At 56.0% G+C, this 26,066-nt stretch carries 23 protein-coding genes and 1 pseudogene; 14 read left to right on the forward strand and 10 right to left on the reverse strand.

The window, feature by feature from the left end; translation table 11 throughout:
• Positions 1-99: 99 nt before the first annotated feature.
• From SPL01S_RS12525 to SPL01S_RS12545, 5 genes are all read left to right on the forward strand, one after another.
• On the forward strand, positions 100-2,649 hold the full coding sequence (locus tag SPL01S_RS12525) for a fimbria/pilus outer membrane usher protein (RefSeq protein WP_063200204.1): 2,550 nt from the start codon (positions 100-102) through the stop codon (positions 2,647-2,649).
• 10 nt (positions 2,650-2,659) lie between these two features.
• On the forward strand, positions 2,660-3,712 hold the full coding sequence (locus SPL01S_RS12530; protein WP_220669753.1) for a fimbrial protein: 1,053 nt from the start codon (positions 2,660-2,662) through the stop codon (positions 3,710-3,712).
• Positions 3,713-3,765: 53 nt separating this feature from the next.
• Positions 3,766-4,293 (forward strand): fimbrial protein, encoded by a 528-nt coding sequence (locus SPL01S_RS12535; RefSeq protein WP_063200210.1) that lies wholly within the window; start codon positions 3,766-3,768, stop codon positions 4,291-4,293.
• Between the two features lie 138 nt (positions 4,294-4,431).
• Positions 4,432-5,136, forward strand: a complete 705-nt coding sequence (locus tag SPL01S_RS12540) for a LuxR C-terminal-related transcriptional regulator (RefSeq protein ID WP_063200213.1) — start codon at positions 4,432-4,434, stop codon at positions 5,134-5,136.
• A gap of 52 nt (positions 5,137-5,188) precedes the next feature.
• Positions 5,189-5,857 (forward strand): helix-turn-helix transcriptional regulator, encoded by a 669-nt coding sequence (locus SPL01S_RS12545; RefSeq protein ID WP_063200216.1) that lies wholly within the window; start codon positions 5,189-5,191, stop codon positions 5,855-5,857.
• Positions 5,858-5,960: 103 nt separating this feature from the next.
• Here the strand turns inward: SPL01S_RS12545 and SPL01S_RS12550 are convergent, their stop codons facing one another.
• Complete coding sequence (locus tag SPL01S_RS12550) at positions 5,961-6,512, reverse strand: tyrosine-type DNA invertase (protein WP_006327634.1); 552 nt, start codon at positions 6,510-6,512, stop codon at positions 5,961-5,963.
• Positions 6,513-6,934: 422 nt separating this feature from the next.
• On the opposite strand from SPL01S_RS12550, the gene SPL01S_RS12555 reads away from it, so the two are divergent.
• From SPL01S_RS12555 to SPL01S_RS25480, 3 genes are all read left to right on the forward strand, one after another.
• On the forward strand, positions 6,935-8,587 hold the full coding sequence (locus SPL01S_RS12555) for a multidrug ABC transporter permease/ATP-binding protein (RefSeq protein WP_063200219.1): 1,653 nt from the start codon (positions 6,935-6,937) through the stop codon (positions 8,585-8,587).
• Between the two features lie 386 nt (positions 8,588-8,973).
• Entirely contained in the window at positions 8,974-9,090 is a 117-nt protein-coding gene (locus SPL01S_RS24600) for a YmiA family putative membrane protein (RefSeq protein WP_006327629.1), read from the forward strand.
• A gap of 11 nt (positions 9,091-9,101) precedes the next feature.
• Positions 9,102-9,275 carry a YciX family protein gene (locus tag SPL01S_RS25480; RefSeq protein ID WP_169800858.1) on the forward strand — a complete coding sequence of 58 codons (174 nt, stop codon included), beginning with the start codon at positions 9,102-9,104 and terminating at the stop codon, positions 9,273-9,275.
• On the opposite strand, the gene SPL01S_RS12560 is transcribed toward SPL01S_RS25480, so the two are convergent.
• Both SPL01S_RS12560 and SPL01S_RS12565 read right to left on the reverse strand, forming a co-directional pair.
• Entirely contained in the window at positions 9,265-10,485 is a 1,221-nt protein-coding gene (locus SPL01S_RS12560; RefSeq protein ID WP_063200223.1) for a CynX/NimT family MFS transporter, read from the reverse strand. The genes SPL01S_RS25480 and SPL01S_RS12560 overlap by 11 nt on opposite strands.
• 250 nt (positions 10,486-10,735) lie before the next feature.
• Positions 10,736-12,472, reverse strand: a complete 1,737-nt coding sequence (locus SPL01S_RS12565) for an ABC transporter ATP-binding protein/permease (protein ID WP_063200227.1) — start codon at positions 12,470-12,472, stop codon at positions 10,736-10,738.
• A 193-nt stretch (positions 12,473-12,665) separates the two neighbouring features.
• Between SPL01S_RS12565 and SPL01S_RS12570 the strand changes: the two genes are divergently transcribed.
• On the forward strand, positions 12,666-13,373 hold the full coding sequence (locus tag SPL01S_RS12570) for a tetratricopeptide repeat protein (protein ID WP_063200231.1): 708 nt from the start codon (positions 12,666-12,668) through the stop codon (positions 13,371-13,373).
• A gap of 31 nt (positions 13,374-13,404) precedes the next feature.
• On the opposite strand, the gene SPL01S_RS12575 is transcribed toward SPL01S_RS12570, so the two are convergent.
• Positions 13,405-14,055 (reverse strand): DsbA family protein, encoded by a 651-nt coding sequence (locus SPL01S_RS12575; RefSeq protein ID WP_062868394.1) that lies wholly within the window; start codon positions 14,053-14,055, stop codon positions 13,405-13,407.
• Positions 14,056-14,138: 83 nt separating this feature from the next.
• Complete coding sequence (locus SPL01S_RS12580) at positions 14,139-15,023, reverse strand: MBL fold metallo-hydrolase (RefSeq protein WP_062792605.1); 885 nt, start codon at positions 15,021-15,023, stop codon at positions 14,139-14,141.
• A gap of 110 nt (positions 15,024-15,133) precedes the next feature.
• On the opposite strand from SPL01S_RS12580, the gene SPL01S_RS12585 reads away from it, so the two are divergent.
• Positions 15,134-16,042: a LysR family transcriptional regulator gene (locus tag SPL01S_RS12585; protein WP_004952315.1), complete on the forward strand. Its 909-nt coding sequence runs from the start codon at positions 15,134-15,136 to the stop codon at positions 16,040-16,042.
• 316 nt (positions 16,043-16,358) lie between these two features.
• On the forward strand, positions 16,359-17,513 hold the full coding sequence (locus tag SPL01S_RS12590) for an MFS transporter (protein WP_004952311.1): 1,155 nt from the start codon (positions 16,359-16,361) through the stop codon (positions 17,511-17,513).
• On the opposite strand, the gene SPL01S_RS12595 is transcribed toward SPL01S_RS12590, so the two are convergent.
• On the reverse strand, positions 17,503-18,426 hold the full coding sequence (locus SPL01S_RS12595; protein WP_004952309.1) for a LysR family transcriptional regulator: 924 nt from the start codon (positions 18,424-18,426) through the stop codon (positions 17,503-17,505). The two genes, SPL01S_RS12590 and SPL01S_RS12595, sit on opposite strands and share 11 nt — an antisense overlap.
• 136 nt (positions 18,427-18,562) lie before the next feature.
• Here SPL01S_RS12595 and lysA point away from each other — a divergent pair, with 136 nt between their 5' ends.
• Positions 18,563-19,825 carry a diaminopimelate decarboxylase gene (gene lysA, locus SPL01S_RS12600; protein WP_063200234.1) on the forward strand — a complete coding sequence of 421 codons (1,263 nt, stop codon included), beginning with the start codon at positions 18,563-18,565 and terminating at the stop codon, positions 19,823-19,825.
• 30 nt (positions 19,826-19,855) lie between these two features.
• Here lysA and SPL01S_RS12605 read toward each other — a convergent pair whose 3' ends face one another.
• The 3 genes and pseudogenes from SPL01S_RS12605 to SPL01S_RS12615 all read right to left on the reverse strand — a co-directional run bounded on the left by SPL01S_RS12605 (position 19,856) and on the right by SPL01S_RS12615 (position 21,656).
• Entirely contained in the window at positions 19,856-20,158 is a 303-nt protein-coding gene (locus SPL01S_RS12605) for a helix-turn-helix domain-containing protein (protein ID WP_063200237.1), read from the reverse strand.
• Between the two features lie 5 nt (positions 20,159-20,163).
• Positions 20,164-20,499: pseudogene (locus tag SPL01S_RS12610) on the reverse strand (type II toxin-antitoxin system RelE/ParE family toxin); the annotation flags it as partial.
• Between the two features lie 146 nt (positions 20,500-20,645).
• Positions 20,646-21,656, reverse strand: coding sequence for a LacI family DNA-binding transcriptional regulator (locus tag SPL01S_RS12615; RefSeq protein ID WP_062868390.1), 1,011 nt, complete (start codon positions 21,654-21,656; stop codon positions 20,646-20,648).
• Between the two features lie 151 nt (positions 21,657-21,807).
• Between SPL01S_RS12615 and SPL01S_RS12620 the strand changes: the two genes are divergently transcribed.
• Positions 21,808-22,263 carry a GNAT family N-acetyltransferase gene (locus SPL01S_RS12620; protein WP_062868389.1) on the forward strand — a complete coding sequence of 152 codons (456 nt, stop codon included), beginning with the start codon at positions 21,808-21,810 and terminating at the stop codon, positions 22,261-22,263.
• Here the strand turns inward: SPL01S_RS12620 and galR are convergent.
• Positions 22,260-23,279, reverse strand: a complete 1,020-nt coding sequence (gene galR, locus SPL01S_RS12625; protein ID WP_004952299.1) for an HTH-type transcriptional regulator GalR — start codon at positions 23,277-23,279, stop codon at positions 22,260-22,262. The two genes, SPL01S_RS12620 and galR, sit on opposite strands and share 4 nt — an antisense overlap.
• Positions 23,280-23,499: 220 nt before the next feature.
• On the opposite strand from galR, the gene SPL01S_RS12630 reads away from it, so the two are divergent.
• Positions 23,500-25,758 carry a molybdopterin guanine dinucleotide-containing S/N-oxide reductase gene (locus SPL01S_RS12630; RefSeq protein WP_063200242.1) on the forward strand — a complete coding sequence of 753 codons (2,259 nt, stop codon included), beginning with the start codon at positions 23,500-23,502 and terminating at the stop codon, positions 25,756-25,758.
• The last annotated feature ends 308 nt before the right edge of the window (positions 25,759-26,066 follow it).

The following is a 26,066-nucleotide window of genomic DNA, read 5'->3' on the forward strand; positions in this document are numbered from 1 at the left end:
ATTTTACAACGCTTTTATCCCCAGACAGAAAATGGGGGAAGGATACGGCTTGCCTGATTTTAGCGGCGGCCGGAAGGATCGGGACAGGGAGTTAAAACGATGAATAACCCGAATTGTATTGGTTTGCGAAGATCCAAATCGATCTTGGCATGTCTGTTTTCCTGCCAGGCGATACTGCTGAATTCACCGAGCGTGGCGCAAGCGCGTGATTACTTTAACCCTGCGTTGCTGGAAATAGATAACCCGGCGCTGCGCGGAGCGGATCTTTCAGTTTTCGAGGAAAATAGCACCCAGGCACCGGGAAGTTACCGGGTCGATCTTTATCTTAATGGCCAGCAGGTGGATTCCCTGGATGTCGAGTTCAGGCTCCAACAGGATGCGGCAGGGAAAAAAACGCTGCAGCCCTGCCTTAGCGCTGAAAAACTGACCGAGTTAGGTGTCAGGTTGAATTCACTTCCCGCGATCGCCGGCTCGGATGATTGCATCAACCTGGAGCAGGCCATTCCACAGGCAAAGGCCACTTTTTTGTTCAACCAGTTGCGGCTGAATTTGAGCATTCCCCAGGCTGCTTTGAATTTGAACGCGCGAGATTACGTATCCCCTGACAAGTGGGATGCCGGCGTACCGGCTCTGTTGGTCAACTATAGCTTCTCGGGTGCCAACAGCCAGGTGAGTGAAAGCAAAGGGCAGGGCAATGACAACTATTATCTCAACCTGCGCTCAGGAATTAACTGGGGTGCCTGGCGGCTGCGCAACTATTCGGTGTGGAACCAGCATAACGGTGGCGCTTCTTCATGGCGTTCGATCAATACCTATTTGCAGCGCGATATCATTGCCTTGCAAAGCCGTTTGACCTTGGGTGATAGCACCACTTCTAGTGATGTTTTCGACAGCGTGCAGTTTCGTGGCGGTCAGTTGGCCTCGGAAGATGAAATTCTGCCGGATAGCATGAAAGGTTATTCACCGATAGTACGTGGGATTGCGCGCAGCAATGCCCAGATTGTGATTCGACAGAATGGTTATGTGATCTACCAAAGCTATGTGGCGCCCGGTGCGTTCGAGATTACCGATCTTTACCCCACTGGCGGTAGTGGCGATCTGAATGTGAGCGTGCGGGAAGCCAATGGCCAGGAGCAAAACTTTGTGGTGCCTTATGCCGTAGTGCCGGTACTGCAGCGTGAGGGGCGGTTCAAATACAGCCTCACCAGTGGGACATATCGTTCTTACGGCAGTGAGGTCGATGAACGGCCTTTCAGTCAGGCTACCGGCATTTATGGGCTGCCTTGGGGGGCGACTTTATACGGCGGCATACAGGCCGCGAGCAAGTATCAAGCCTTGGCTTTGGGTTGGGGGCAAAACCTGGGAACTGTCGGGGCCTTGTCCGCCGACGTTACCCAAGCCTGGACCAAACAAGAAACCCAGCCCAAGGACCAGGGGCAATCATGGCGTTTACGCTACGGTAAAAACGTTATCGAAACCGGCACCAACTTCAGCCTGGCCAGTTATCGCTATTCCACTCGCGGCTTCTATACCCTGCAAGAGGCGTTGGAAAGTTATGGCGGTAACAGTGCCAAATATAACGACCACAAGAAAAGCCGCGCCGAATTGATATTGAGCCAGAACCTGTGGGAAGGGGGCGGAACGCTGTCACTCAGCCTGTTCAACGAGGATTACTGGAATGATAGCCGCCGTTCGCAATCGGCCAGCGTCGGCTACAACAACAACTGGCAAAGCGTTAGCTACGGTTTCAATTACACCTTCAGCCAGAACGGTTTTGACAGTAACGGCCAGCGTACCAACGTGCGCGATCACATCCTGGCCTTTAACGTCAGCGTCCCGTTGAATAAATGGCTGCCGGGCAGTTACGCCACCTACAACATGAACAGCAGCCGCAATGGCCCCACCAGCCATAACCTTGGGTTGAGTGGCAGCGCACTGGAAGGCAATAACCTGAACTACAGCCTCAGCCAGGGATATACCGGAAAAGGGGGAGGCGCCAATGGCAGCATTCAAGCCGACTATAAAGGCTCCTTGGCTGAGCTGAACCTGGGCTATGGCTACGATCGCCATCGTCAGCAGGTGAACTACGGGATCCAGGGCGGTGTTTTGGTGCATCAAAACGGCATCACGCTGTCGCAGCCATTGGGCGACACGGTAGCCCTGGTACAGGCTCCGGGTGCCGCGGGTGTCAACGTGCTGAATCAGACCGGTGTGAATACCGATTGGCGCGGTTATGCGGTAGTGCCCTATCTGACACCGTACCGCCGCAATATCGTTGGATTGGACGGTGATTCTTTTGCCGACGATGTGGATATGACCCTCAGCAGTCAAACGGTGATCCCGACTCGCGGTGCCGTAGTGCGCGCCAGTTTTAGTCCCAATGTCGGTTTGCGCGTACTGATGACGTTGTTAACCAGGGCCGGAAGCCCGGTCCCGTTCGGCGCGACCGTCAGCGCTCTTAATGATCCGAAGGGCAATGCCAGTATTGTCGGTGACGGCGGACAAGTTTACCTGGCTGGGTTGGCTGAAAGCGGTCGGCTGCAGGTCAAGTGGGGAAATGGCGCTGCGCAACAGTGTCAGGTCAGCTATCAATTGGCTAACCAGCCTGAAAGCGGTGGGATTCGCTTGGTCAAGGGTCTGTGTTTATAAGGTGCGTGTGATGACAACAGTAAAATCAACTCAACGAATAACGCTTGTATATAGTGTTCTATTTGCCTCTATGCTCAGCGCTCAGCCGGCTCTGGCCGCTTTGGGGCAATGTAAACCGTCGGGGGGGCCTCATCCTTTTTCGTTTACGTTTACACCTACGCTGACTAATCCGGCGCAGAACGTTGCCGGCCTGGTGATTGAAAACGCCGCGGGCAATAACTGGAACCTGAGCGGGACTTATGATGTGCAGTGCGAATGTAAAAGCCGTACTGCTTCCTATATCACCGCCAAGTCCAGCCTGCCAACGCAGACTCATAGCGACGGACGTTTATCTTATTACGCGTTGAACGAGTATCTGGCTGTTGCCAGCGAAGTCTATGTAGCCGGTTTTAGGAATGAGTACATTCCTACCCCCTTCAGCAATGTATCAAATTTAAAAAACGAAATGGGCCAGGATGAGAGTTGCGCCAGTGCGCACTATTCCAGCGGTGCCAGAGGGCGAATTCATTTGTACTTTCGGCGTCCGTTTGTCGGTCAGACCATCATTCCCAGCACCCAACTGGTTGAAACCTATGTTTCGGTATCCAATGGGGTGAGCAGCGTGATTCCGGTATCTACCGTATCAATGAGCGGGGTGGTGACGGTACCGCAAAACTGCGAGATTAGCCCACAGACGGTAGTGGTGGATTTTGGCGATATCCTGTCTACCAGCTTTCGGACTAAAGGGATGATGCCGCCGGGTTTTACCCCGCACCAGAAAGAGTTGACCCTGGCCTGCCGCAATATTTCCTCTGGAGTCAAAGTCAGCCTGTCATTCAGAGGAGAGGTTGATAGCAATATGCCCGCAGCGCTGAGAACCAGCAACAGTAACATTGGGGTGATGATCGAGGACCGATTTGGCGGCCCCATTTCGCCACAGAGCGGTCGTTTGCCGGTTGATTTTCTCTATCCCAGCCAGAGTGGTAGCACCAGGTTCAGCGTGTATCCGATAAACACCACCGGGCAGGTGCCTGCGGCTGGTGTATTCACCGCCACTGCGACCATCCAGGCAGAAATGGAATAACTGGAATTTTATGGGTAGCGGGTCATTTGATTCTTAAAGAAAAGGAAATTGCTATGTTTAATGGCTTTAGCGGAATAAGCCGGATAATGATTCTTGTCGGTATTTTCCAGGGGGGAATTCCGGCGGTAGCGGTGGCGGCGAAACTCCAAATAACCGGTAATATTAAGGCGGCTCCCTGCGTTGTAGATGGGGCAAACAGTAATATCCAGGTTAACCTCGGTGACACTATTTCCGCCGCCACTTTGGCTAGCTCCGGCTCTGCCAGCGAATGGATAGAGTTTCCCATAACGCTGAAAAATTGTCCGGCCACCACAACTTCGGCGACTGCGACCTTTACCGGCTCGGCGGCAGAGGAGAGCGGTACTTTATATAAGAACAACGGGACCTCGAGCCGAGTGCAGATTGAGTTGCAAAATCAGAGAGGTGTAAATCTGGGCAATAATAAGAGCATGGTTCAATTGGTCAATCAATTCACGCATGAGGCCAAATTTGATCTCCGTGCCCGAGCATACAGCACTTATGGCGGTGCAACGCCCGGCAGCATAGACGGTGTACTGCAAATTTCTTTTATTTATGAATAGATATTTATCCGGCGAACTTACGGCATCGGATTTCTGAGCAAACGGCCATTTACGCTGAAGTTTTATCGCGACCCAAAACGCTAAATTTGGTGACACTGACCGGACAAGTAACCGTAATAACAAATCGGAGGCGGTGATATGAATACCTATTATCAACCCAGTATTTCGCTAGCTTCAAATGATGCATACGATAAAAAGAATGGTCATGCAGTCATTATGGAACCTTGCCCGGTCACCGCGCTTGGAATACGTAATAAATTAATTGAATCATGTGGTTATCGCCAAGATAGGATCCTGCACGTCAGGTGTCTTGCCGATCTGCCGTCCGTATTGCTCAAACACAGGCCCCGTTTATTAATTATGGAGCTGTGTGGCAAGTCAGAGTCGGTGCTGGATGGCTTACGCCTGATTGCTGAGGTACAAGCGGCCTCTCCCCAAACCGCATTGCTGGTTTGCACGGCGTTGGATGAGTCCAGAATATTGAGGCAGTTAATTGCCTCCGGTATTCACGGATTGATGCTAAAACAAGAGCCCGCTATCGCCCTGACGCACTGTGTACAGCAGGTATTGGCAGGAAAATGCAGCTTTAGCCACCGGATCCGCCAGCGTCAGTTGCATGAAGCCACTCCAGGGCGCCCTCTGACCATCCGTGAACTGGATGTCTTGGCAGAGTTGTTCTCCGGTAAGAGCGTGTCCAGCGTGGCCTTGACGATGCGTCGGGATATCCGCACCGTCAGTACACATAAACGCAATGCCATGCTGAAGCTGGGTTTTCACAATGATGGTGAGTTATATCTTCAGGGAAAATGGATGGCCATGAATGGCCCGTCCTTTGTCCGTTAACGGCGCCGGATAGCGCATTAACGCGGCAGGAGAGATAAGACAGGAGCAGAATATGTATTCTTCGCGTCATCAACCTCTACACATCGCATTAATGGATCGTTGTCCCTTAATGCTTGATGGGCTGGCCAGTTTTATTGGTTCTCTCTCGAGATCGGGAAAGATTGTGGTGCAGGAAACCAGTATGAGGGACGCCGCAGATAGTGTGGTCTATCAGCAGGCTAACGTCCTGATTGCGGAGTTAGCCGGTGTGGATGAGACTACCGTACAGGGGCGGGAGATTCTGCTTAATCTGTGCATGCAATTGCCGGCACTCAGAGTGGTGGTTTACACCCGTAGCCAAAGTGCCGAAGAGTTGGGCCCGTTATTGAGTCAGCCTAATATCAGCATCGTCGCTCGAGATGACGCATTGCCACTGGTGGCTGAATTCTTCAACCGGGTTCTGAACGGTGAGCGGGTACTGAGTCCGCAGATTGGTGCCTGTTTGGCTCGTTCTGCCTGCCGTGAGACTTCCGTCATGCACGAGCTGACTCGTTGCGAAAGTGATGTTATGGCTTCTTTGTTTAACGGTATGAGCCTGCGGCAAATAGCCGATCTGCAGTGTCGCAGCATCAAAACGATCAGTGCGCATAAATGCAGTGCGATGCGTAAACTTCAAGTGACAAACGATAGCGAATTGTTTTCTCTGCACACCAGGATTACCCGGAAATTTTCCGGGGAGTAGCTAAAGCACTCTCGGTGTCGGGAATAACCCACGAAACAGGGTACGCCTGAAGACGCTTAATGCGTCTTCAGAAATAGTGAGCCCCTGGACGACTATACTGGCGTTATATATTGATGATGCGGAAGCGCTCCACGTTGGTAGCGGTATAAATGACCGTATTCTGGATGTTTTTATGCCCCAGGTAATCCTGAATCAACCGGGTATCGACACCTCTGTCGGCCAGGGCATAACCGCAGGAGTGGCGCAACATGTGGGGATGAACCTGAACGCTGATGCCGGCCATCTCGCCGTACATCCTCATCAATCGATACAGCTGTTGCCGTGAAATTTGCCCGCCGTGGCGTGATAAAAACAGCCACTGGCTGTCCGCTTCAAGGTAACCGGAACGTTGGCCAAGCCACTTCAACAGGGCATCACGTTCCCTGGGTTGTATGGGGTGTTGGACTGAGAAGCCATTTTTCAATCGGAATATATGTACCCGATTGGTGGTCATATCAATATCTTGTAAGCGTAATGAACGCAGTTCACTGACCCGTAAACCATGAATAAAACACATCAATAACAAGCAGCGGTCCCGAATACTGTTTTTACCTTCATGAACGGCTGAGATAAGCTGCTCAATTTCAACCTGGCTGAGAAATTTCCTTTTCTTCATCTTAATTACCTGGATGTTGAATGTTGGCTGATTTTTACCTGTGATTTTTTATTAAAGCATTGAATGATAAGTAACGGCAAAGAAAATAAAGTGACCGCACTTTTGCATGGAGAGGTTATTTATATGTTTTCTATTATTTTATGTTCACGGTGAATGCTTTGTTTTTATATTTTTGTTTACATCCCTAACAATGCTGCTGTTTGTTTCTTTTTGTTAATTTGCAGTCTCTTTTTATTTGAAATAATTTAATGCTGCCGATAAAGCTTTCTTCTCAGATAGGCCAGGCTCCCCCCTCCGTTTATCGTTACCTGTGCGGATTAAGTTTCTGCAGATGAAGGGGCATGGATGAGAATTATTATTGATATCATTCTCTCGCCGCTTACAATGCTTGCCATCTCAAGATGGCAGGGTAAGGGTTTCTCATGGAGTTGCTTAGGGTGGTTTACCACCAGTATCGTTGGCCGTTTCTGGCGGTAATGGCGTTGACCATGACCAGCGCGGCGCTGGGCATTGGTATCATTGCCTTTATAAATTTGCGGTTGATGACGGTGACCGGCAACCCACTGACCGTGCTGCCGGAATTCCTCGGGATTCTGGCGCTGTTGATGGCGGTGACGTTAGGATCTCAGTTGGCGCTGACCACGCTCGGTCATCATTTCGTGTTCCGGCTGCGCGGCCAACTTGTGAAGCGGATCCTGGATACCGATATCGAACGGATTGAACAATTGGGCAGCGCCTCTCTACTGGCGAGCCTGGCCAGCGACATCCGCACCATCACCCTTGCCTTTGTCCGCCTGCCAGAATTGGTGCAGGGGGTGATACTGACGCTGGGGTCTGCGGCCTATCTGGGTTGGCTTTCACCGCGAATGCTGGCGGTGACCGCAGTTTGGGTGGCGGTGACGGTGATTGGCAGCGGATATCTGGTATCGCGGGTGTATCGTCACCTGAGCAGCGTGCGTGAGGCGGAAGAGCATCTTTACCAACACTACCAGTCAGCCATTGACGGGCGTAAAGAGTTGGCGCTGAACCGCGACCGCGCGAAAGCGCTCTACCAACAGGCCTATCAACCGGATGCTGAAGACTACCGCTACCAGATTATCCGTGCCGATACCTTCCATCTCAGCGCTGTGAACTGGTCGAATATCATGATGCTGGGGGCTATTGGTCTCGTGTTCTATATGGCCAACAGTCTGGGCTGGGCAAATACCGCCGTTGCGGCTACCTATTCACTGACACTGCTGTTTCTGCGCACGCCATTGCTGCAGGCTGTGGGGGCTTTCCCGACGCTGATCGGTGCCGAAGTGGCTTTCAATAAGATCAAAGCCCTGAGGCTTGCCGATTATCAGCCTGCGTTTCCTGCGGTTGAAGCCAAAACCTGGGAAACGCTGGAACTGCGTGACATCGTATTTCATTACGGCGCTACGGAGCAGAAAGCCGGGTTTGCCGTCGGGCCGGTCTCTGTGACATTGCGCCGCGGTGAGTTGGTGTTTCTGATTGGCGGCAACGGCAGCGGAAAATCCACGCTGGCGATGCTGTTGACCGGGTTATATCAACCGGTCAGTGGACAGATCCTGTTGGATGGCGTCGAGCAGAACCTGGCTAGCATGCCCGGCTATCGCCGTTTGTTTTCCGCTATCTTTACCGATTTTCACCCATTCCACCATTTGCAGGGGCCCGATGGTCAACAGCCTGACGCCGAACTGGTGGAGCGTTGGCTTAACCGGTTGAACATGAAAGGTAAACTGGAATTTAATGGCCTGCGGGTGACCAATCCTCAACTGTCGCAAGGGCAGCGCAAACGTCTGGCGCTGCTGCTGGCGGTGGCGGAACAGCGAGATATCCTGCTACTGGACGAATGGGCGGCGGATCAGGACCCGCAATTTAGGCGCATTTTTTATCGCGAGTTGTTACCTCAGCTGCGCGAGTTGGGTAAAACGGTATTTGCCATCAGCCATGACGACCACTATTTCGAACATGCCGATCGGCTGCTGCAAATGCGTGACGGGCGTCTCATTGAATTGTCCGGCAGCGAACGTGAGCGCGCCAGCAAGGACTCTGTTACGCAGATTAGCTGATTTATCTCACCCTGTTCAGGCCGTTTACGCGGCCTGAACGATGGGGCCAGTCCTTTAACCCGCAGCGGAAGCTCTCTCCTTTATTTGTCTTTGCCCTCAAACCTCCCGCCAATTTCGGTTAAATCCAATCATTAGTTTTAATAATAATTCATTTACCAATGGTTTGATTTTGATCGTTTGTATCGTGGCACACTGCCTGAATACTGATTATTGGGTTGTTATTAGTCTGTGCGAAGCGTGGAACTGTTTTCCCGTCGTGCTCGTCGTTCAGAGTAGGTTGCCAGCATGTTTTATTTAAATGTCCATAGTGCAAGGCTACTTTATTGATTGTTTAAACGTATCAATAATGCAGTGTCAATCAATTTAATCTATTGGTGAGGCGCAGAGTGATAAGCAAGGATGGAGTAGACATCAAACGTAAGGCTTGGCTGTGCGTGTTTATCGGCTGTGGGGTATTTTGGTTGGGTGTTGCCGCCGCGATTTATGGGTTGCTGATGATTTAGGAAACATGTCGATGGACAAAAAACGCGTTAAAAACGGCAAGAGCGCCAAAGAACGTAGTCTTGCCAGGATACCGCCTCGCTGGCAGTTGAACGCTGCACAGCGCGATTTTATTGACGATCTCTGGCAGGCGGACGCCCCGGATCCTGCACCGGCGCTACCCACCCGTCACGACGTTAGCGGATGATGCGATTACGCCCGGCGAGAACGCCAAACAGCATTTGCAGCAGGGTCAGGCCCAGCAGGATACTTAGCGGCAATTGCCAACCCTGGGTCAGGTCGTGCAACAGGCCGAACAACGTTGGGCCCAGCGCCGCCAGTAAATAGCCTACCGATTGTGCCATGCCCGACAACTGCGTGGCCTGGTGCTGATGCCTGCTGCGCAAACCAAAGAATGACAGCGCCAGCACCAAAGAACTTCCCGCCCCCAATCCGGCAAAAATCAGCCATATCAGCGAGCTTTCTGGCAGCAACATCAGGCCGGTGACGCCAATAAAAATCAGCGATGAAGCGCACAACGCGATAGCACGCTGATCGCGCGCGCGCGGCAGAATAAATACCATGGCAAAGTTAGCGGCGATCGCCACCACCTGGTAGATAAACAGTTCGAAACCGGCCTGTTGCGGCGAGGTGCCGTGGCTGGCGGCAAAGGCGCTGAACCAACCGATAATGGTATAGAAGGTGATGGACTGTAAGCCCATAAACAGCGCTACCTGCCACCCGAGCGCGCTGCCCCATGGCGAGCGGGATGGCGTCAATGGGGCCTGTCGCGCGTCACCGGCCGTTACGGTCGGTGGGCGGCGCAACTGCGGCAACCAGACAAGCAGCGCCAACAGGGCCGGCAGGCTCCAGCAAAGCAGAGAGAAACGCCAGCCGAGGTTCTTCAGTTCTGCCAGCGGCACTGCCAGACCGGAGGCGGTAGCGGCAGCCAGCGACATTACCGCCGCATAGCCGGCAATCATGGCGGCGGCTCGGCTGGGGAAGTCGCGTTTGACCAGCGTTGGCAACACCACGTTGGCAAACGCGATGGCGGCGCCGATCACTATGCTGCCTATCCACAGCATGCCTGCTTGCGGCAGAGAGCGCAGAACGATGCCTGTCGCAAGCAGCAGCAGCGCCATGCCCAGCGTGCGTTCGATGCCCATGCGTTTGGCCAGGCCCGGCGTCACCGGCGAGAGCACGGCAAACAGTATCAACGGCAGTGAGTTAAGCAAGCCGGCGGAAGTGGCGGACAACATTAGCTGTCGTTGGATCTGTTCCAGTAACGGGCCAACGCTGGTCAGCGCGGCGCGCAGATTGGCGGCGATCAACATGATACCGGCCACCAGCAATAAGGGATGGCGTAAACGGCTGCGTTTTATGGCGGCAGATTTTGGGGATAAAGCAGGGTATGACATGAATTCCTCGCACCAGCATGCAGCCAATCAATGCTGCAAGACATGATGCGTTGATTGACGTTAACGCTTACGTACCGACAGGGGGCCGATATCTGTGCGCAAGTTTAGGGAAGAACTCGGGGACTGACAAGGGGGCATCTAACCGACGCCGATGGGATCTGGCGTCTATTGCGGGAGGAGTGGATGTACCTAAGTGCGATTCGGTGGCCCGATGAACGATAAGCTTGTTCATTGGGCCACTGTCGCTCCGTTAGCCGGCGACGGGCAGCGGGCCAAGCGCCATGCGTGCCGGTTCGTTTTGTTCCGGGCGGCTAAAGCGCCAGCAACTCTGGTGGTATTTGGCCACGCTGTTGCGGTGAGCCACGCTCACCAGCGTCACCTGCGGCAGCTCATCGACCAGCAGGCAATACATCAGTTGCTCGGTTTCGTCGTCCAGCGCGCTGGTGGCCTCGTCGAGGAACAGAATATCCGGACGGGTCAAAATGGCCCGGGCAAAGGCCAACCGCTGCTGCTCACCCGGCGACAGACGTTGGCTCCAGTTGGCACTGGTGTCCAGCCAGCGCTGCAAATGTTTCAGACGGCAATTTTCCAGTACTTTCAGCAGTTGCTCATCGCTGTATTCGGCGGCGAGGTGGGGGTAACTGAGGGCTTCTCGCAATGTGCCTATCGGAATGTAGCTGCGTTGCGGCAGGAATAATGCGCGGCTGGCGGCATCGAGCCCAATGGTGCCGGAGCCGTACGGCCAGATACCGGCGATGGCGCGCAATAGCGTTGACTTGCCGCAGCCCGACGGGCCGACGATCAGCACGCGTTCGCCGCGCTTCAGCGTCATAGAGCTTGCATCCAGCAAATTCTGGCCGTCCGGCAGTTGCAGGCTGAGACTATCAAGCACCAACGGCTGGGCACTCTCCGGCCGCAGTTGAATACCGCGTTGCTGATGGTGAACCTGATCCACTGCGGCATTAAAGCCGGCCAGACGGTTCACGCAGGCTTTCCAGGTAGCCAGATCGCTGAAGGCGTCGATAAACCACGACAGCGCTCCCTGCACCTCGCCAAAAGCGGAGGCGATCTGCATCATGCCGCCCATCTGGATGGCGCCGGAAAAATAGCGTGGCGCCGCCACCAGCAGCGGGAAAACAATGGCGAACTGGCTGTAAAAGTTGGAAGCGATGTTGAGCCGCCGGGTGATGCGCATGATCGACCACCAGTTGGCGCGAATAGTATCAAAACGGTCGCCCAACTGTTGCGCCTCGCGGGGTTCGCCGTGATACAGCGCGATGGCATCGTTGTTTTCGCGGATGCGGATCAGGCCAAAACGGAAGTTCGCCTCATAACGCTCCTGGTTAAAACCTAGCTGGACCAGCGGCTTGCCGACCCACCAGACCAGCAGGGAACCCAGCCCGGCGTACAACAGAGCGAACCACACCATATAGCCGGGAACGGTGAAGGTGTGTTGGCTAATCATAAAGGTCATTGGCCCGCTGACGTGCCACAGAATGGCGACAAAGGAAAAGAGCGTCACCAGGCTGGAGAGCAGCCCAAGCGAAAGCGATAACGTGTACTGGGTCAGGACGTTGAGATCCTCTGCGATACGCTGGTCCGGGTTATCGACGATCTGCTGTTGCTCGGTATGATAATAGGCCTGATGCGCCAGCCATTTACCCATGAATTTTTCCGTCATCCAGCGCCGCCAGCGCATTTGCAGGCCCTGCGTCAGGTAGATTTTATACACCGCCAGCACGATGAAGATCAGCGCCAGATAGGTGAAACGCCACAGCTGCGTCTTGAACACCGGGTAGTTTTTGTTTTGCAGTGCGTCGTAGAACACCTGGTTCCACTGGTTGATCTGCACGCTGATATACACCAGCCCGAGCGAGAGGGCGACGATGGCGATCAGCATCGACCAGGCTCGCCATTTCTCTTCCGAAACCCAAAAAGGTTTAATCAACTGCCAGACAGCGTGTTTTTGCGTAGGAGGGCTGTTCATAGGGTTCTCGGTTTTTTTACGTTCCGATCAGCATGAGCCGCCGCCTGGTAACAAACAAACCGTGACATGTAAGCAGTTTTAACGGGGCTAACCGTTTGAAATATTGCGGGTGAATCCTTAGAGGTGAAGCCGGGGGGCATGAGGGTTATACTGGCGCCGAATTACCGGTTACTCACTCTGGAAAGGATAAGGCATGAAGGCGTTGGTTCCCCTGCTGTTGACCTATGGTGCGCTCGCCAGCGGCCAGGTGATGGCACATATTGATGAGCCGGATATTGATGCCGATTGCCAGAAAGTGGCGGGCTACGCCGCACTGGGGAAAAGCGCTTATAAGCGGGGCGATTATGGCCGGGCGGCCGATGTTTTCCGTGATCAGGCCGCCTGGAGCGAGTTTTGCGGCCTGAACGATCAGGCAATTGCCACCGCCTATAACAATGTGGCGCTGGCGCTGATGCACGCCGGTGAATTGCTCAAGGCGCGCGCTTATCTGGAGTTGGCGCCGAAGGATGCGAAATCCCAGCATAATCTGAAACTGCTGCAGCAACGTCTGGCAAAGCAGCCGCCGACGAGCGGGCCGGGTGGCGTCTATTGGCAGTACGCCGGGCGCGGCGTATGGAGCGAAGTAGAGGTCAAACCGCAGGGCGAACGCTGGCTGATTAATTATTCCGGCTATTATATGCCGCAAATGGGGTTGTATTACGGACCGAATATGGGCGAGTTCGCCAAGGTATTGCCGATTGAACGGGGCAAGGCGGTGTACCGTCAGCGGGAGCCGCAGGACGGGATGGCCTGTGATGTGGTGATGCAATTTACGGCGGATGCGGTGGATATGAGTACCAGGGGCGACTGCGGATTTGGTTTTAACGTGCAGGCGCAGGGGACTTTCGTCCGGGTCGAATAATCGGCTGCGGAGCTCGCAGCCGAAGCCGGTATTAAGCCCAGTTCACCGCGCTGTTCAACAACGCTTTCCAGGCATCAACGTTGCCCAAATAGTTGCCTGCCGGGATCTGGCGTAGCTGGCCTTCGCTGTCTTGCAGCGCAAAGGTCGGGAATCCCTGGCCCTGGACTTTGGCAAGAAACGCGCGGCTTTCCGCAATGTGTTGTGCGGTCGGTGCGCCGGCGTTAAAGCGCATCTCGGCAATGAACGGAGCCGAGGGCAGGCCCAGCTCTTTCGCCAGGGCTTCCAGCACCGGGGTATCGGCGATGCGTCGGCCTTCCTGATAATGCGCTATCTGAATGCGGTGCAACATATCCACCCCGTGTCCCCCCAGCGCTTCCGCCGCCAGAATCGCAGTAATCGGCGGCTCGGAGTCCATCACTGCCGTGGTATCACGCAGCAGTCCATTGAAATAGGCTTCACCGAAGGTCTGGCCGGTCAGCTCCGCAATGCGCTTGTCATGCGGAATCACATAGTTACGCCATTCGTCCGTGATCTGGCGGCGATTATTGCCGGTCATCATGCCACCGGCGTGCAGGGCGACAGTCAGCCCCGGAATGCTCTTGGCCGCCTTCACCAGTGGCGCCGCGCCATAGCACCAGCCGCACAGCGGATCGAAAACGTAATGCAGAGTTGTACCGGTCATCTTTATTCCTCGTGATGTTCTGCGGCTTCGCGCCGCAGAACATTGAGCCTGTCAAAGGCAATGTCGTTTGATTGGCGACGCGCTTATTGCGGCCACTTCATCTCGCCTTTCAGCACCTTGGCGCTCAGTTCCAGGCTAGATTCATCTTTCAGGTTCGGGTAATGCTTTTTCATTGCCGCAATCAGCGCCGCAGAATCTTTGGCTTTCGGCAGCTCAGCTTCCAGCGTGGTCAGGTAGTTCTGGGTGAAGGTCACGGATTCCAGAGTCTGCGGTGCTCCCGGCAGGAAGTGGCCAGGGACGACGACTTTCGGTTTCAGCGCCTTGATGCCTTCCAGCGTTTGTTGCCAGTGAGCGCGGGATTCCACGGTCTGGTTATCGGCGATCCACGGGTGGATATTGTCACCGGCTACCGGTACGCCGCCCACTACCGCTTTCAGTTCAGGGATCCACACGTAGGTGCGTTCCGGCGTTGGGCCGGTCAGGCCTTTCACTTCCACTTTCTGGCCGTCGATAGTGAAGCTGTCACCCTGCAATGCCTGCGGAACCACTACCGCTTTAGGTGCGTTGTCTTTCAGGATCGGGCCCCAGTAAGCCATTTTGCCGTCTTTGGTGGCGTTGATTTCTTTGATCGTACCCGGTGACGCGATGATTTTTGCCTGCGGGAACGCAGCTTTGATCACGTCCAAACCAAAGTAGAAATCCGGATCGGAATGGCTGATGTAGACGGTGGTCAGCGTCTTGCCGGTCGCTTTGATCTTTTTCACCAGTTCTTCGGCGTCGTTGCGTTGGAACTGGGCGTCGATCAGCGCTACTTCGTGTTTACCGCTGATGATTTCCGAAGAAACCGGGAACACGCTTTTCTCACCCGGGTTGTACACTTCCATGGTCAGGGAGTCAGCCGCGGCGGCGTAGGTGCTTACTGTGGCGATGCCGGCGAAAGCCAGGGTCAATAATGATTTCTTAAACATGGGCAGAGGTCCTTTTGGGTATCAGTTGTTGTTGTACAGATGTTAGGTTGCATAAAGCGTTAGAAAAACCGGATAATGAGCAATTATTCATTGCGTAAATCGGATGAATCATGGATCGCATTACCGCAGCAGAGGTTTTTATCACCATCGTTGATCGCGGCAGCATGATTGCCGCTGCGGAAACGCTGGAAATGTCGCGAGCGATGGTGACGCGCTATCTGGCGCAGATGGAGCAATGGGCCGGCGCGCGTTTACTGCACCGCACTACCCGTAAGCTTAGTCTGACTGACGCCGGAGAGCGCACTCTCGAACGTTGCCGGCAGATGCTGGCGCTGGCGGGTGAGATTGATTTGGTCGAAGGCGAGCAAAGCGATGAATTGCGCGGTCTGCTGCGCATCACCTGTTCACAGTCGCTGGGCCAGACAGCGCTGGTGGGGGCGGTGGCCCAATACCTCAAACGCCATCCGCAGGTGGCGGTGGATTTGCAAATGAATAATCGGGCGGTGAATCTGGTGGAGGAGCGCATCGATCTGGCGCTGCGCATCACCAATGAGCTGGACCCCAATCTGATCGCCCGCCCGCTTTCCTCTTGCGCTTCGGTGGTGTGCGCTTCCCCGGCTTATCTGGCAGCGCACGGCACGCCGCGCCATCCGCAGGATTTGGCGCTGCACAACTGCCTGACTTATTCCTACTTCGGTAAAAGCCTGTGGCATTTTGATTCTCAGGGCGTGAAATCGGCGGTGGCGGTCAGCGGCAACCTCAGTGCCAATGAATCGGTGGTGCTGATGGCGGGGACGGTGCAGGGCGCCGGCATTTCCATGCAGCCTTATTATTCGGCGGCGCCATTGCTGGCAAGCGGTGAACTGATAGAACTGATGCCGGATTATCGGCCGCAGTCGATGGGGATTTACGGTATTTATACCTCGCGTCGCCAAATGCCGGCCACCTTGCGCACCATGCTGGATTTTCTGGTGGAGTGGTTTGCCAATGATCCCGCCTGGCGGGCGACGCTGCGCTGATATCGTTAACAGGGTAGCAACATTTTCACACATTTTTCATCGTCAGCGCATTCAAGCGTTTAGCGGGCGGATGGGGGCTTTTTGTGCTCAAGGGTAGCGTTGTCACTGGTTTTTTCGCCGGTCGCCGTGCTATTTCTGTAGCGTGCAAAGAGCGAATAAGACTTAATAATTATAGGGTTAAGAAAATAACCCACAGATTGAACAACATCTCTGACCCTTTTTCGCGGGCAGCCTGTCAGGCTGTCCGGCAATTCCGCGAGTTTTTACCGGCCCCGTGCGCCTGATGCCGGGGCTTTGTCGACTGGGAGCGTTACACATGCCTGTTTCTCTGCTTGCACTGGCGTTAAGTGCATTTGCCATTGGCACCACCGAGTTCGTGATTATGGGGCTGCTGCCTGAGGTGGCGGGGGATCTTCAGGTCTCAATCCCTTCAGCCGGCTGGCTGATCAGCGGCTATGCCCTCGGCGTGGCGATAGGTGCGCCGATCATGGCGCTGCTGACGGCGAAGCTGCCGCGCAAGAATACGCTGCTGTTGCTGATGGTGATTTTTATCTTCGGCAATATCATGTGCGCGCTGGGTTACAGCTACGATTTCCTGATGCTGGCGCGCATTGTTACCGCGTTGTGCCACGGTGCGTTCTTCGGCATCGGTGCGGTGGTGGCCGCCAATCTGGTACCGCCGAATCGCCGCGCTTCTGCGGTGGCGTTGATGTTCACCGGCCTGACGTTGGCCAACGTGCTGGGGGTGCCGCTCGGCACCGCGCTGGGGCAGGCATTGGGCTGGCGTTCCACCTTCTGGGCGGTGGCGGTCATCGGTGTGCTGTCCCTGCTGGCGTTGTACAGCAAGTTGCCGGCGGTGGAGGATGAAGCGCCAACCGATCTGAAAAAAGAGCTGGCGGCCCTGCGCGGCGGCGGTATCTGGCTTTCGCTGCTGATGACGGTCGCCTTTGCTGCGTCGATGTTTGCGCTGTTTACCTATATCGCACCGTTACTGACTGAGGTGACCGGCATTTCGTCGCACGGCGTGAGTTGGACGCTGTTGCTGATGGGGGTCGGCCTGACGCTGGGTAACATCGTCGGCGGCCGTTTGGCAGACTGGCGTTTGCCGGTTACGCTGACCTGCACGTTTCTGGTGATTGCCTTCTTTGCCGCGCTGTTCAGTTGGACCAGCCATTCCATGGTGCCGGCGGAAATGACCCTGTTCCTGTGGGCGGCTGCTGCGTTTGCCGCGGTACCGGCGCTGCAGATCAACGTCGTGACCTACGGTAAAAAAGCACCGAACCTGGTTTCCACGCTGAACATCGCCGCGTTTAACGTGGGCAATGCCATTGGTGCCTGGGTCGGCGGCGTGGTGATTGCACAGGGGCTGGGGTTGACCAGCGTGCCGCTGGCCGCCGCGGCGATTGCGCTGCTGGGGTTGGTGCTGTGTCTGGTGACTTTCAGCCGGGCCAAACGGCCGGCTAGCGCTTAATCACTGCGGCCAGGCGGGCGGGAAGGCTCTCTGCCTGCTGCTGCAAATGCTGAATGAAGGCCGTGACCAGCGCCGAGGAAGGGCGGTGCAGCGGCCGGATCAGGCTGACGGTAAAAGGCACTTCAACGCTGAACGGCCGTACATGTACGCCGCTGTTGGCGTAATCGAGCGCCGTCAGCGGATTGACTATCGACAACCCTACGCCTTCTTTCACCATGGCGCACACCGATGCTGCGCTGTGGGTTTCCATGACCAGACGGCGCTTAACGCCTTCCTCATTAAACAGCGAGTCGAGCAACTGACGGTAGCTGTCGGTGCTCGACAGGCTGATAAAGTTTTGTCCGTCGAAGTCTTGTGGTGTCAGCACCGTTTTCGCCAGCAGCGGATGCCCGGCCGGCAGCACGCACACCTCGTTCAGCGTCATCAACGTCATCCGCTCTGTGCCCGCCGGGGTCAGGGTGTTTTCCGTCAGACCCAGATCGTGGCGCTGCGCCGACAGCCACTCTTCCAACAACGGTGACTCCTGCGGTATCACGCTGAAACTGACTTCCGGGTAGCGATCGATAAAGGGTTTGCACACCACCGGCAGCAGCGACTGCGAGAATACCGGCAGGCAGGCAATGGAAAGTTGCGCCTGCTGGAACTGGCGGATACCTGCAGCGGCGTTGACGATGCGCTCCAGGCCGTAATAGGAGCGCTGCACCTCTTCGAACAGCCGCAGGCCCTGCACCGTCGGGTATAAACGTCCGCGCAGCCGATCGAACAGCTGTAGCTGGATCAGCTTCTCGAAGCGGGCAAGTTCTCGGCTGACGGTGGGCTGTGAGGTTTGCAACAGCGCTGCCGCCTCGGTCAGATTGCCGGTGGTCATCACCGCATGGAAAATTTCAATCTGGCGCAGGGTAATCGCGTGCATCGGCACACTCCATGAACGGGCAAGCCCATATCATAAATGAATAGACTTCGGCTAAATAGATATTTTCCACACAAGAAAGAGTGCGGCACTATTGGCGACATTACTTCAGCCATATTTTTGATCCGGGAATATCACTATGCCACGCGCTTTGCACGACACGACGACCGCCCTCAATGCCGCTAACCTGCTGGCCTTGCCTCAGCGTTTTGGCTGCCCGGTATGGGCCTATGACGCAGCTATCATCAGTGAGCGCATCAGCCAGTTGCGCCATTTTGACGTGATCCGCTTTGCCCAAAAAGCCTGCTCGAATATTCATATTCTGCGCCTGATGCGCGAACAGGGCGTCAAGGTGGACTCTGTCTCGCTGGGCGAGATTGAGCGTGCGCTGCAGGCCGGTTTTCAGCCGGGCGGTGAGCCAAGCGACATCGTGTTTACCGCCGACGTGCTGGACCACGCGACGCTTGCGCGCGTCAGCGAGTTGAAAATCCCGGTGAACGTCGGCTCGATCGATATGCTGGATCAACTGGGCCAGGTTTCCGTTGGCCACCCGGTGTGGTTGCGTATCAACCCGGGCTTTGGTCACGGCCATAGCCAGAAAACCAATACCGGCGGCGAGAACAGCAAGCATGGGATTTGGTATGCCGATTTGCCGCAGGCGGTGGAAAAAATTCAGCAATACGGCCTGAAGCTGATCGGTGTGCATATGCATATCGGTTCGGGCGTGGATTACCAGCATCTGGAGCGAGTGTGTGACGCCATGGTGCAGCAGGTGATCGATCTGGGTCATGATTTCAGCGCGATTTCTGCCGGCGGCGGGCTGTCGATCCCCTATCAATACGGCGAAGAGGCGATTGATACTGAACACTATTTTGGCCTCTGGAACAGCGCGCGCGAGCGCATTGCCGCCCATTTGGGCCACCCGGTGAGCCTGGAGATCGAGCCCGGTCGCTTCCTGATGGCGGAAGCCGGGGTGTTGGTCGCCGAAGTGCGTGCGGTGAAAGACATGGGCAGCCGCCACTTTGTGCTGGTGGATGCAGGCTTTAACGATTTAATGCGTCCGGCGATGTATGGCAGCTATCACCATATTTCTCTGCTGCCGGCCGATGGCCGCAATACCGAGCATCAGCCGCTGCGCGACACCGTGATTGCCGGGCCGCTGTGCGAATCCGGCGACGTGTTCACCCAACAGGCCGGTGGCGGCATCGAAACCCGCGAATTGCCGCCGGTGCAGGTAGGCGACTATCTGGTATTCCATGATACCGGTGCCTATGGCGCTTCGATGTCTTCAAACTACAACAGCCGTCCGCTGCTGCCGGAAGTGTTGTTCGAAAAGGGGGAACCACGGCTGATCCGCCGCCGGCAGACCATAGAAGAGTTGATTGCGCTGGAACTCATCTGATACCGACGGGCGCAGCGCGCTGCGCCCGCCTCAGAGTGTCATCCGCCGATGCTGGCCGTTGGGCAGCTCAACCTCTAACGAAAGCGTGCCGCCCATGGCTTCAATGTAGCGTTTCAGTGAAGAGAGTTTGATTTCGCTACCGCGCTTTTCCAGATTAGCGACCGACGGCTGGCTGATGCCAAGCCGTTTCGCCAGTTCTACCTGAGATACCGCAAGTTCTTCCCGCAGCATCGCCAGCCGCAATTCAAAAATTTCTTTCTCCGCCTTTTGCCGGGCTGCCGCAACGACGGTGGGATCGAGTTTATCGATCAAATTTGATAAAGGCTTGGCCATATGCGTTACCTCTGGGTTGCCAGATAATGTGAAAACTCCATGGCGGCGATGGGCAACAGGCGCTGGTAAAAGCGTTTATCGCCTGTTTTATCACCACCGCATAGCAATACCGCTTGCCGTTGCGGATCAAAGGCGAAAAACACCCGAAACGGGCGGCCGCGGTGCTGAATGCGCAGCTCTTTAAGATGCTTTATTGAGCCGGAAAAATGCAAAGTGTCGGCATGCGGACGAGCCAACAGCGGGCCGAATTCCTGCAATTTGAATATTCCTGCCAACAGGCTTTTTTGTTCATCGCCGTTCAGTGATAAAAACCAGTCGTCGAATCGTTCGACGGTTACTACTTACCACATACCACGCTCTGAATATAGCTTTTATGCTATATAGTGTAAAGGTTATTGTGGTGACAATATGCGGACTGGTGGGGGATGGGAAATCGCAGAAAAATAAATGCGGCGCAGTGCGCAATCAGCGTTTTCGCCCAAGAATCTCAACCGGCGTAGGGGCCTGGAGCCACGGAGTCGCGCAGCCGAAGTTCGCCGGTGAACGGGGAAAGCGGGGAGAGGTTTTCGCCATTGATCAGGCGGAAAGCCTGGCTGATAGCCGCTTCGATCATCACGTCTATCGGCAGGTAAACGGTGGATAGCGCGGGTTGCAAATAGGCGGCGCTGGGTTCGTCGTCAAAGCCGAATAACGAGACGTCCTGCGGCAGGCGCTTGCCCGCTTCGTGCAACGCTTTCATCGCACCGACGGCCATATCGTCGTTGCAGGCGAATAGGGCACTGAAGCCGGTATCGGCGGCCAGCAGGCTGCGGCTGCCCTGATAGCCGCTTTGCACGCTGCTGTCGCCATAGGCCACGCGGGCATCGTCGAAGGCAATCTTGTGATGTTCAAGCGCTTGTTGATAACCCGCCAGTCGCGCCTGGGCTGTGGGGGTGGCGATAGGACCGGTGATGCAGGCAATCTCGCGGTGCCCCTGTTGAATCAGGTAATCGACCGCATGGAAGGCGGCCTGCTGCTGTTCGAAGAAAACACAGCGCGCACGCGCCTGCGGCAAATCGCGATTGATCACCATGATCGGTACCGGCAGGCTGTCCAGCAAGGCCATTAACGCCGATTCGGACATGAAACGGGTATAAAGAATGATCGCGTCGCAGCGGCGATCGGCCAACAACTGCACCGCCTGCAGCTCATCTTCTGGCGTATCGTGACCATCGGTGACTATCAGGTGCTTGCCGCTGGCCTCGATAAGTTTGGCGGCCTGGCGCAGCAGACGCCCGAAATAAGGGCCGTCGAAGTTGGAGACCACCAGCCCAATGCTGTTGGAGCTTTTGTTCGCCAGCGACTGGGCGAGGAAGTTCGGGCGGTAACCCAGTTCGTCCATCGCCTTGAATACCGCGTCGCGGGTGCTTTTTTTCACCTGGCCGGTGCCATTCAGCACGCGTGAAACCGTGGCTTTAGATACCCCAGCGCGAAGGGAAACATCCAACATGGTGATCATCAGTGGCTAACCCCTTTTCAACATCCGCTGCGGCAAATAACGCTCAGTCTAGCATAGGGTTAGCGCTTGGCTGCCTGGCTTTTTGCCATCGGGTTTACGCGGTGGCGGAACGGCACTAGACTGCGATCGGGCAACGAGAGGAAGCGGAAATATGATTAACATTGTGCCTCTGGCGGATTACCCGCAGCACCTGCAGCAGGTGGTCGACTGGCAATGGCGGGCGTTCGGCAACGAAAACAGCCGGGCATTTTTCGCCAGTGTGGTAGAAAGCGGCCTGCGAGGAGCGGATTTGCCGATCACCTTTATCGCGTTGCAGGGGGAGAAGCTGGTGGGCACCGTCGGTCTGTGGCGCTGTGACCTGATCAGCCGCCAGGATCTGACCCCTTGGCTGGCGGCGCTGTACGTGGATGAAAGCCAGCGCGGCAGCGGTCTTGGTCTGAGGTTGCAACAACACGTGCAGGACTACAGCCGGCGAGCGGGCTTCAGCGAACTTTATCTGTACAGCGATTTCAGCGGTTATTACGAACGCCACGGCTGGCATTACATTGGCGACGCGCTGGATTACCCTGACCGCCCGGTGCGGCTGTACCACCGGGCACTGGTTTAATTCTGTTCGTAAACGTTATTGATGCTGGCGACCGAATGGCGCCGTACCAGCGTCGGGCTGAACATGTTGGTGATCTCCGGCAGCGGCTGGTTGTTGGCCAGCGCCAGCGCCAGTTCGGCAGCCTGAGTCGCCATCGCCACCACCGGATAGCGAATGGTCGTCAGGCGTGGCCGCAGGTAGCGTGAAATTAGCACGTCATCAAAACCGATCAATGACATTTGGGCCGGTACGTCCACACTGTTGTCGCTCAACACCGAGAGTGCGCCGGCGGCCATTGAGTCGTTATAACAGGTCACTGCGGTGAAGTGTTTGCCGCGCCCGAGCAACTCGGTCATCGCCTGTTCACCGCCAATTTCGTCCGGCTCACCGTAGGCAATCAGTTTTTCATCCACCGCAATGCCATGCTCCTGCAACGCGTCGAGATAGCCTTGCAAACGGTCCGCTGCGTCGGAAATCTGGTGGGTGGAGCAGACGATGGCAATGCGTTGATGCCCCTGCTGGATCAAATGGCGGGTGGCCAGCCAGGCACCATAACGGTCGTCCAGCGCCACGCAGCGTGCCTCAAAGCCCGGCAGCGTGCGGTTTATCAGCACCATGCCCGGTATCTGCTGCATCCAGCCGCTCAGTTCGTTATCGGTCAGTTTTTTGGCGTGAACCACCAGCGCGGCACAGCGGTGCCGTACCAGCTGTTCAATCGCCTGACGCTCTTTTTCAGCCTCGTGGTAACCGTTGCCAATCAGCAGGAAGTTATGGGTGGCGTAGGCCACCTGTTCCACAGCCTTGACCATGGCACCAAAGAAGGGATCGGAAACGTCGGACACGATAAGCCCAAGCGTTTCGGTCGATTGCTGCGCCAGCGCGCGGGCGTTGGCGTTAGGGTGGTACTGCAGTTGTTCCATCGCCGCCAGCACCGCAGTGCGCGAACTTTCGCTGGCTTTCGGGGAATTGTTTATCACGCGAGACACCGTGGCCACGGAAACACCCGCCAGCCTGGCAACATCCTTTATCGTAGCCATATCTGTAATACATCCTGGGTAATCGCTTACATTCCCCAGTTTTGCGGAAAAAGCCCGGGGCTGCAAGCGGTGGTGATCGCAACTTGTGGCGGCCGTTGCAGATATGAGCGATTTAATGTGCGCTTAGGCTCGCAAGGTACAGTGATAGAGCAATTTGTGCTTTGAAACCGCGCGTCGGCTGATGTTACTTTTGTGCATCTATTGATTGTCCGAGAACCTCATGTCCATTAAACGTTACCCGCAACTCGCACACTGGGGGGCGTATACCGCCGTGGTTGAAGACGGCAGGCTCATCCGCTGTGAGCCTTTCGCCGACGATCAGGATCCTTCCCCGCTGCTCAATTCCATCGCGCCAATGGTCTATTCCGACAAGCGTATCCGCAAGCCGGCAGTGAGGCGTTCCTGGCTGCAGAAGCGCGAGGGCAGCGATCGCACGCTGCGTGGCCGGGAAGATTTTGTTGAAGTGGACTGGGATCTCGCGCTTGATCTGGTTGCGGAAGAAAACCGCCGCGTGCGCGATCGCTACGGCCCTTCAGGCCTGTTTACCGGCTCTTATGGCTGGTCATCCGCCGGGCGACTGCATCATGCGCGCTCGCTGGTGCGGCGTTTTTATTTCAGCGGCGGCGGTGGCGTTGACCAACTGGGCAATTACAGCTGGGGCGCGGCGCAATTTTTCCTGCCGTACGTTATCGGCACCTTTACCCCGTTGACCGGGCGCGTGACCAGTTGGCCGAGCGTGGTCGAACACTGTGAGCTGTTTGTCGCCTTCGGCGGGCTGGCGTTGAAAAATGCCCAGATATCCTCTGGCGGCGCAGCGGAGCATACGCTCAAACCCTGGCTGCAGAAGCTGGCGCAGAAAGGCACCCCGGTGATCAACATCAGCCCGATGCGTGATGATTGCCCGGCGTTTGTGAATGCCGAATGGATCCCGATCCGCCCCAACACCGACGTGGCGCTGATGCTGGCGCTGGCGTATGAAATTCAGCGCCGGGGCGCGCAGGATGAGGCTTTCCTCTATAGCCATTGTGTGGGTTACGAGCAATTGGCGGATTATCTGCGCGGCACGGACGACGGCGTGGCGAAAACGCCGGAATGGGCCAGTGCTATCACCGGTATTCCGGCTGCGCGTATCAGTCTGCTGGCGCAGCAATTGATCGGCGTACGCAGCTTTATTACCTGCTCCTATTCGGTTCAGCGTGCCCACCGCGGCGAACAGCCGTACTGGATGATGATCGCCCTGTCGGCGATGCTCGGCCAGGTCGGCCTGCCGGGCGGCGGATTCTCGTTTGGCCACGGCTCAATGAACGGCGTCGGCAACCCGCGGGTGGATACGCCGGGGCCAATGATGCCGGTGGGCACCAATCCTTGCGGGCTGGCGATCCCGGTAGCGCGCATCTGCGACATGTTGCTGCAACCCGGCGAGCCTTACTCGTTCCGTGGGGAAACGCTGCACTACCCGGATATCCATCTGGTTCACTGGGCCGGCGGCAACCCATTCCATCACCATCAACAGCTGAATCGGCTGGTGGAAGGGTGGCAAAAACCGGATACGGTGATTGTGCAGGATATCTGGTGGACGTCGGCGGCGAAGATGGCGGACATCGTGTTGCCGATCACTACCTCGCTGGAGCGCAACGATATCGGCGGTTCATCGCGCGATCGCTATGTGCTGGCGATGCACCAGGCGATAGCGCCGCAGCATCAGGCTCGTAACGACTTTGATATTTTCGCCGATCTGGCGGAGCGGCTCGGTTACCGTGAACAATTCACCGAAAACCGCGACGAACAGGCCTGGATCGAATCTATCTATCAGCAGTGCGGGCAGGCGCAGGCAGGTACTGGCGTCGAGTGGCCGGAGTTTGCGGATTTCTGGCGTAAAGGCTACGTAGAACTGCCGACACCGGCGAAGGAGTTTGTTTTCTTTGACGATTTCCGTGCCGATCCGCAGGCCAATCCATTGCAAACCCCAAGCGGCAAAATTGAGTTGTTCAGCGAGAAAATCGCCGGTTACCGTTATGCGGATTTTGCACCTCACCCGCAGTGGCAGCCGCCGGTTGAATGGTTGGGCGCGCCGCAGGCCAAAGAGTGGCCGCTACATCTGATTTCCATCCAGCCTGGCGACCGGCTGCACAGCCAGATGGATCCGGCGCCGCTGGCGCAGGGCAATAAAACGGCGGGCCGAGAGACGTTGCATATGCACCCGGAGGATGCGGCGATGCGCGGTATTGCCGAGGGCGCCGAGGTGCAGGTCAGCAATGCGCGCGGCAGTTGCCTGGCGGGTGTTGCCATCACTGATGGCGTCACCCGTGGTGTAGTGCTGATGGCCACCGGCGCCTGGTTCGACCCGGGCTTTGGCGCGCAGCGCCTGGCGGTGGAGCAGTCCGGCAACCCGAACGTTTTAACGCTGGATATCGGCACCTCGCCGTTGACGCAGGGGCCGAATGCCATGAGCTGCCTGGTTGAGGTAAGCGTACGGTAAAACATCGATGCCTTCTTAAGGAGCTCGCATTGCTGCCAGGCGACGGGGGTGTTCATCTCCAGCCAGACTCGGGGGCGCGGCATGCCGCGCCCACGTTAATCGGGCGCGTATATCCGCCCGTTCCCCTGACAGAGTGCAGCCGACAACGCTGAAGCTTGAAAGGCGATGGGGATACACCGCTGGTTACACTTTGCGCCCTAATGTTGCGATTGCCCGCTGGCTGGCTTTCGACGCAACGGGGTAAATTGAACGTCCCAGAGGTATTGATTGGTGAGTTTCAACAACTCGTGTGTTGAACCCATATTAAT

Source organism: Serratia plymuthica NBRC 102599, from assembly GCF_001590925.1.
GTDB classification, from domain to species: domain Bacteria; phylum Pseudomonadota; class Gammaproteobacteria; order Enterobacterales; family Enterobacteriaceae; genus Serratia; species Serratia plymuthica.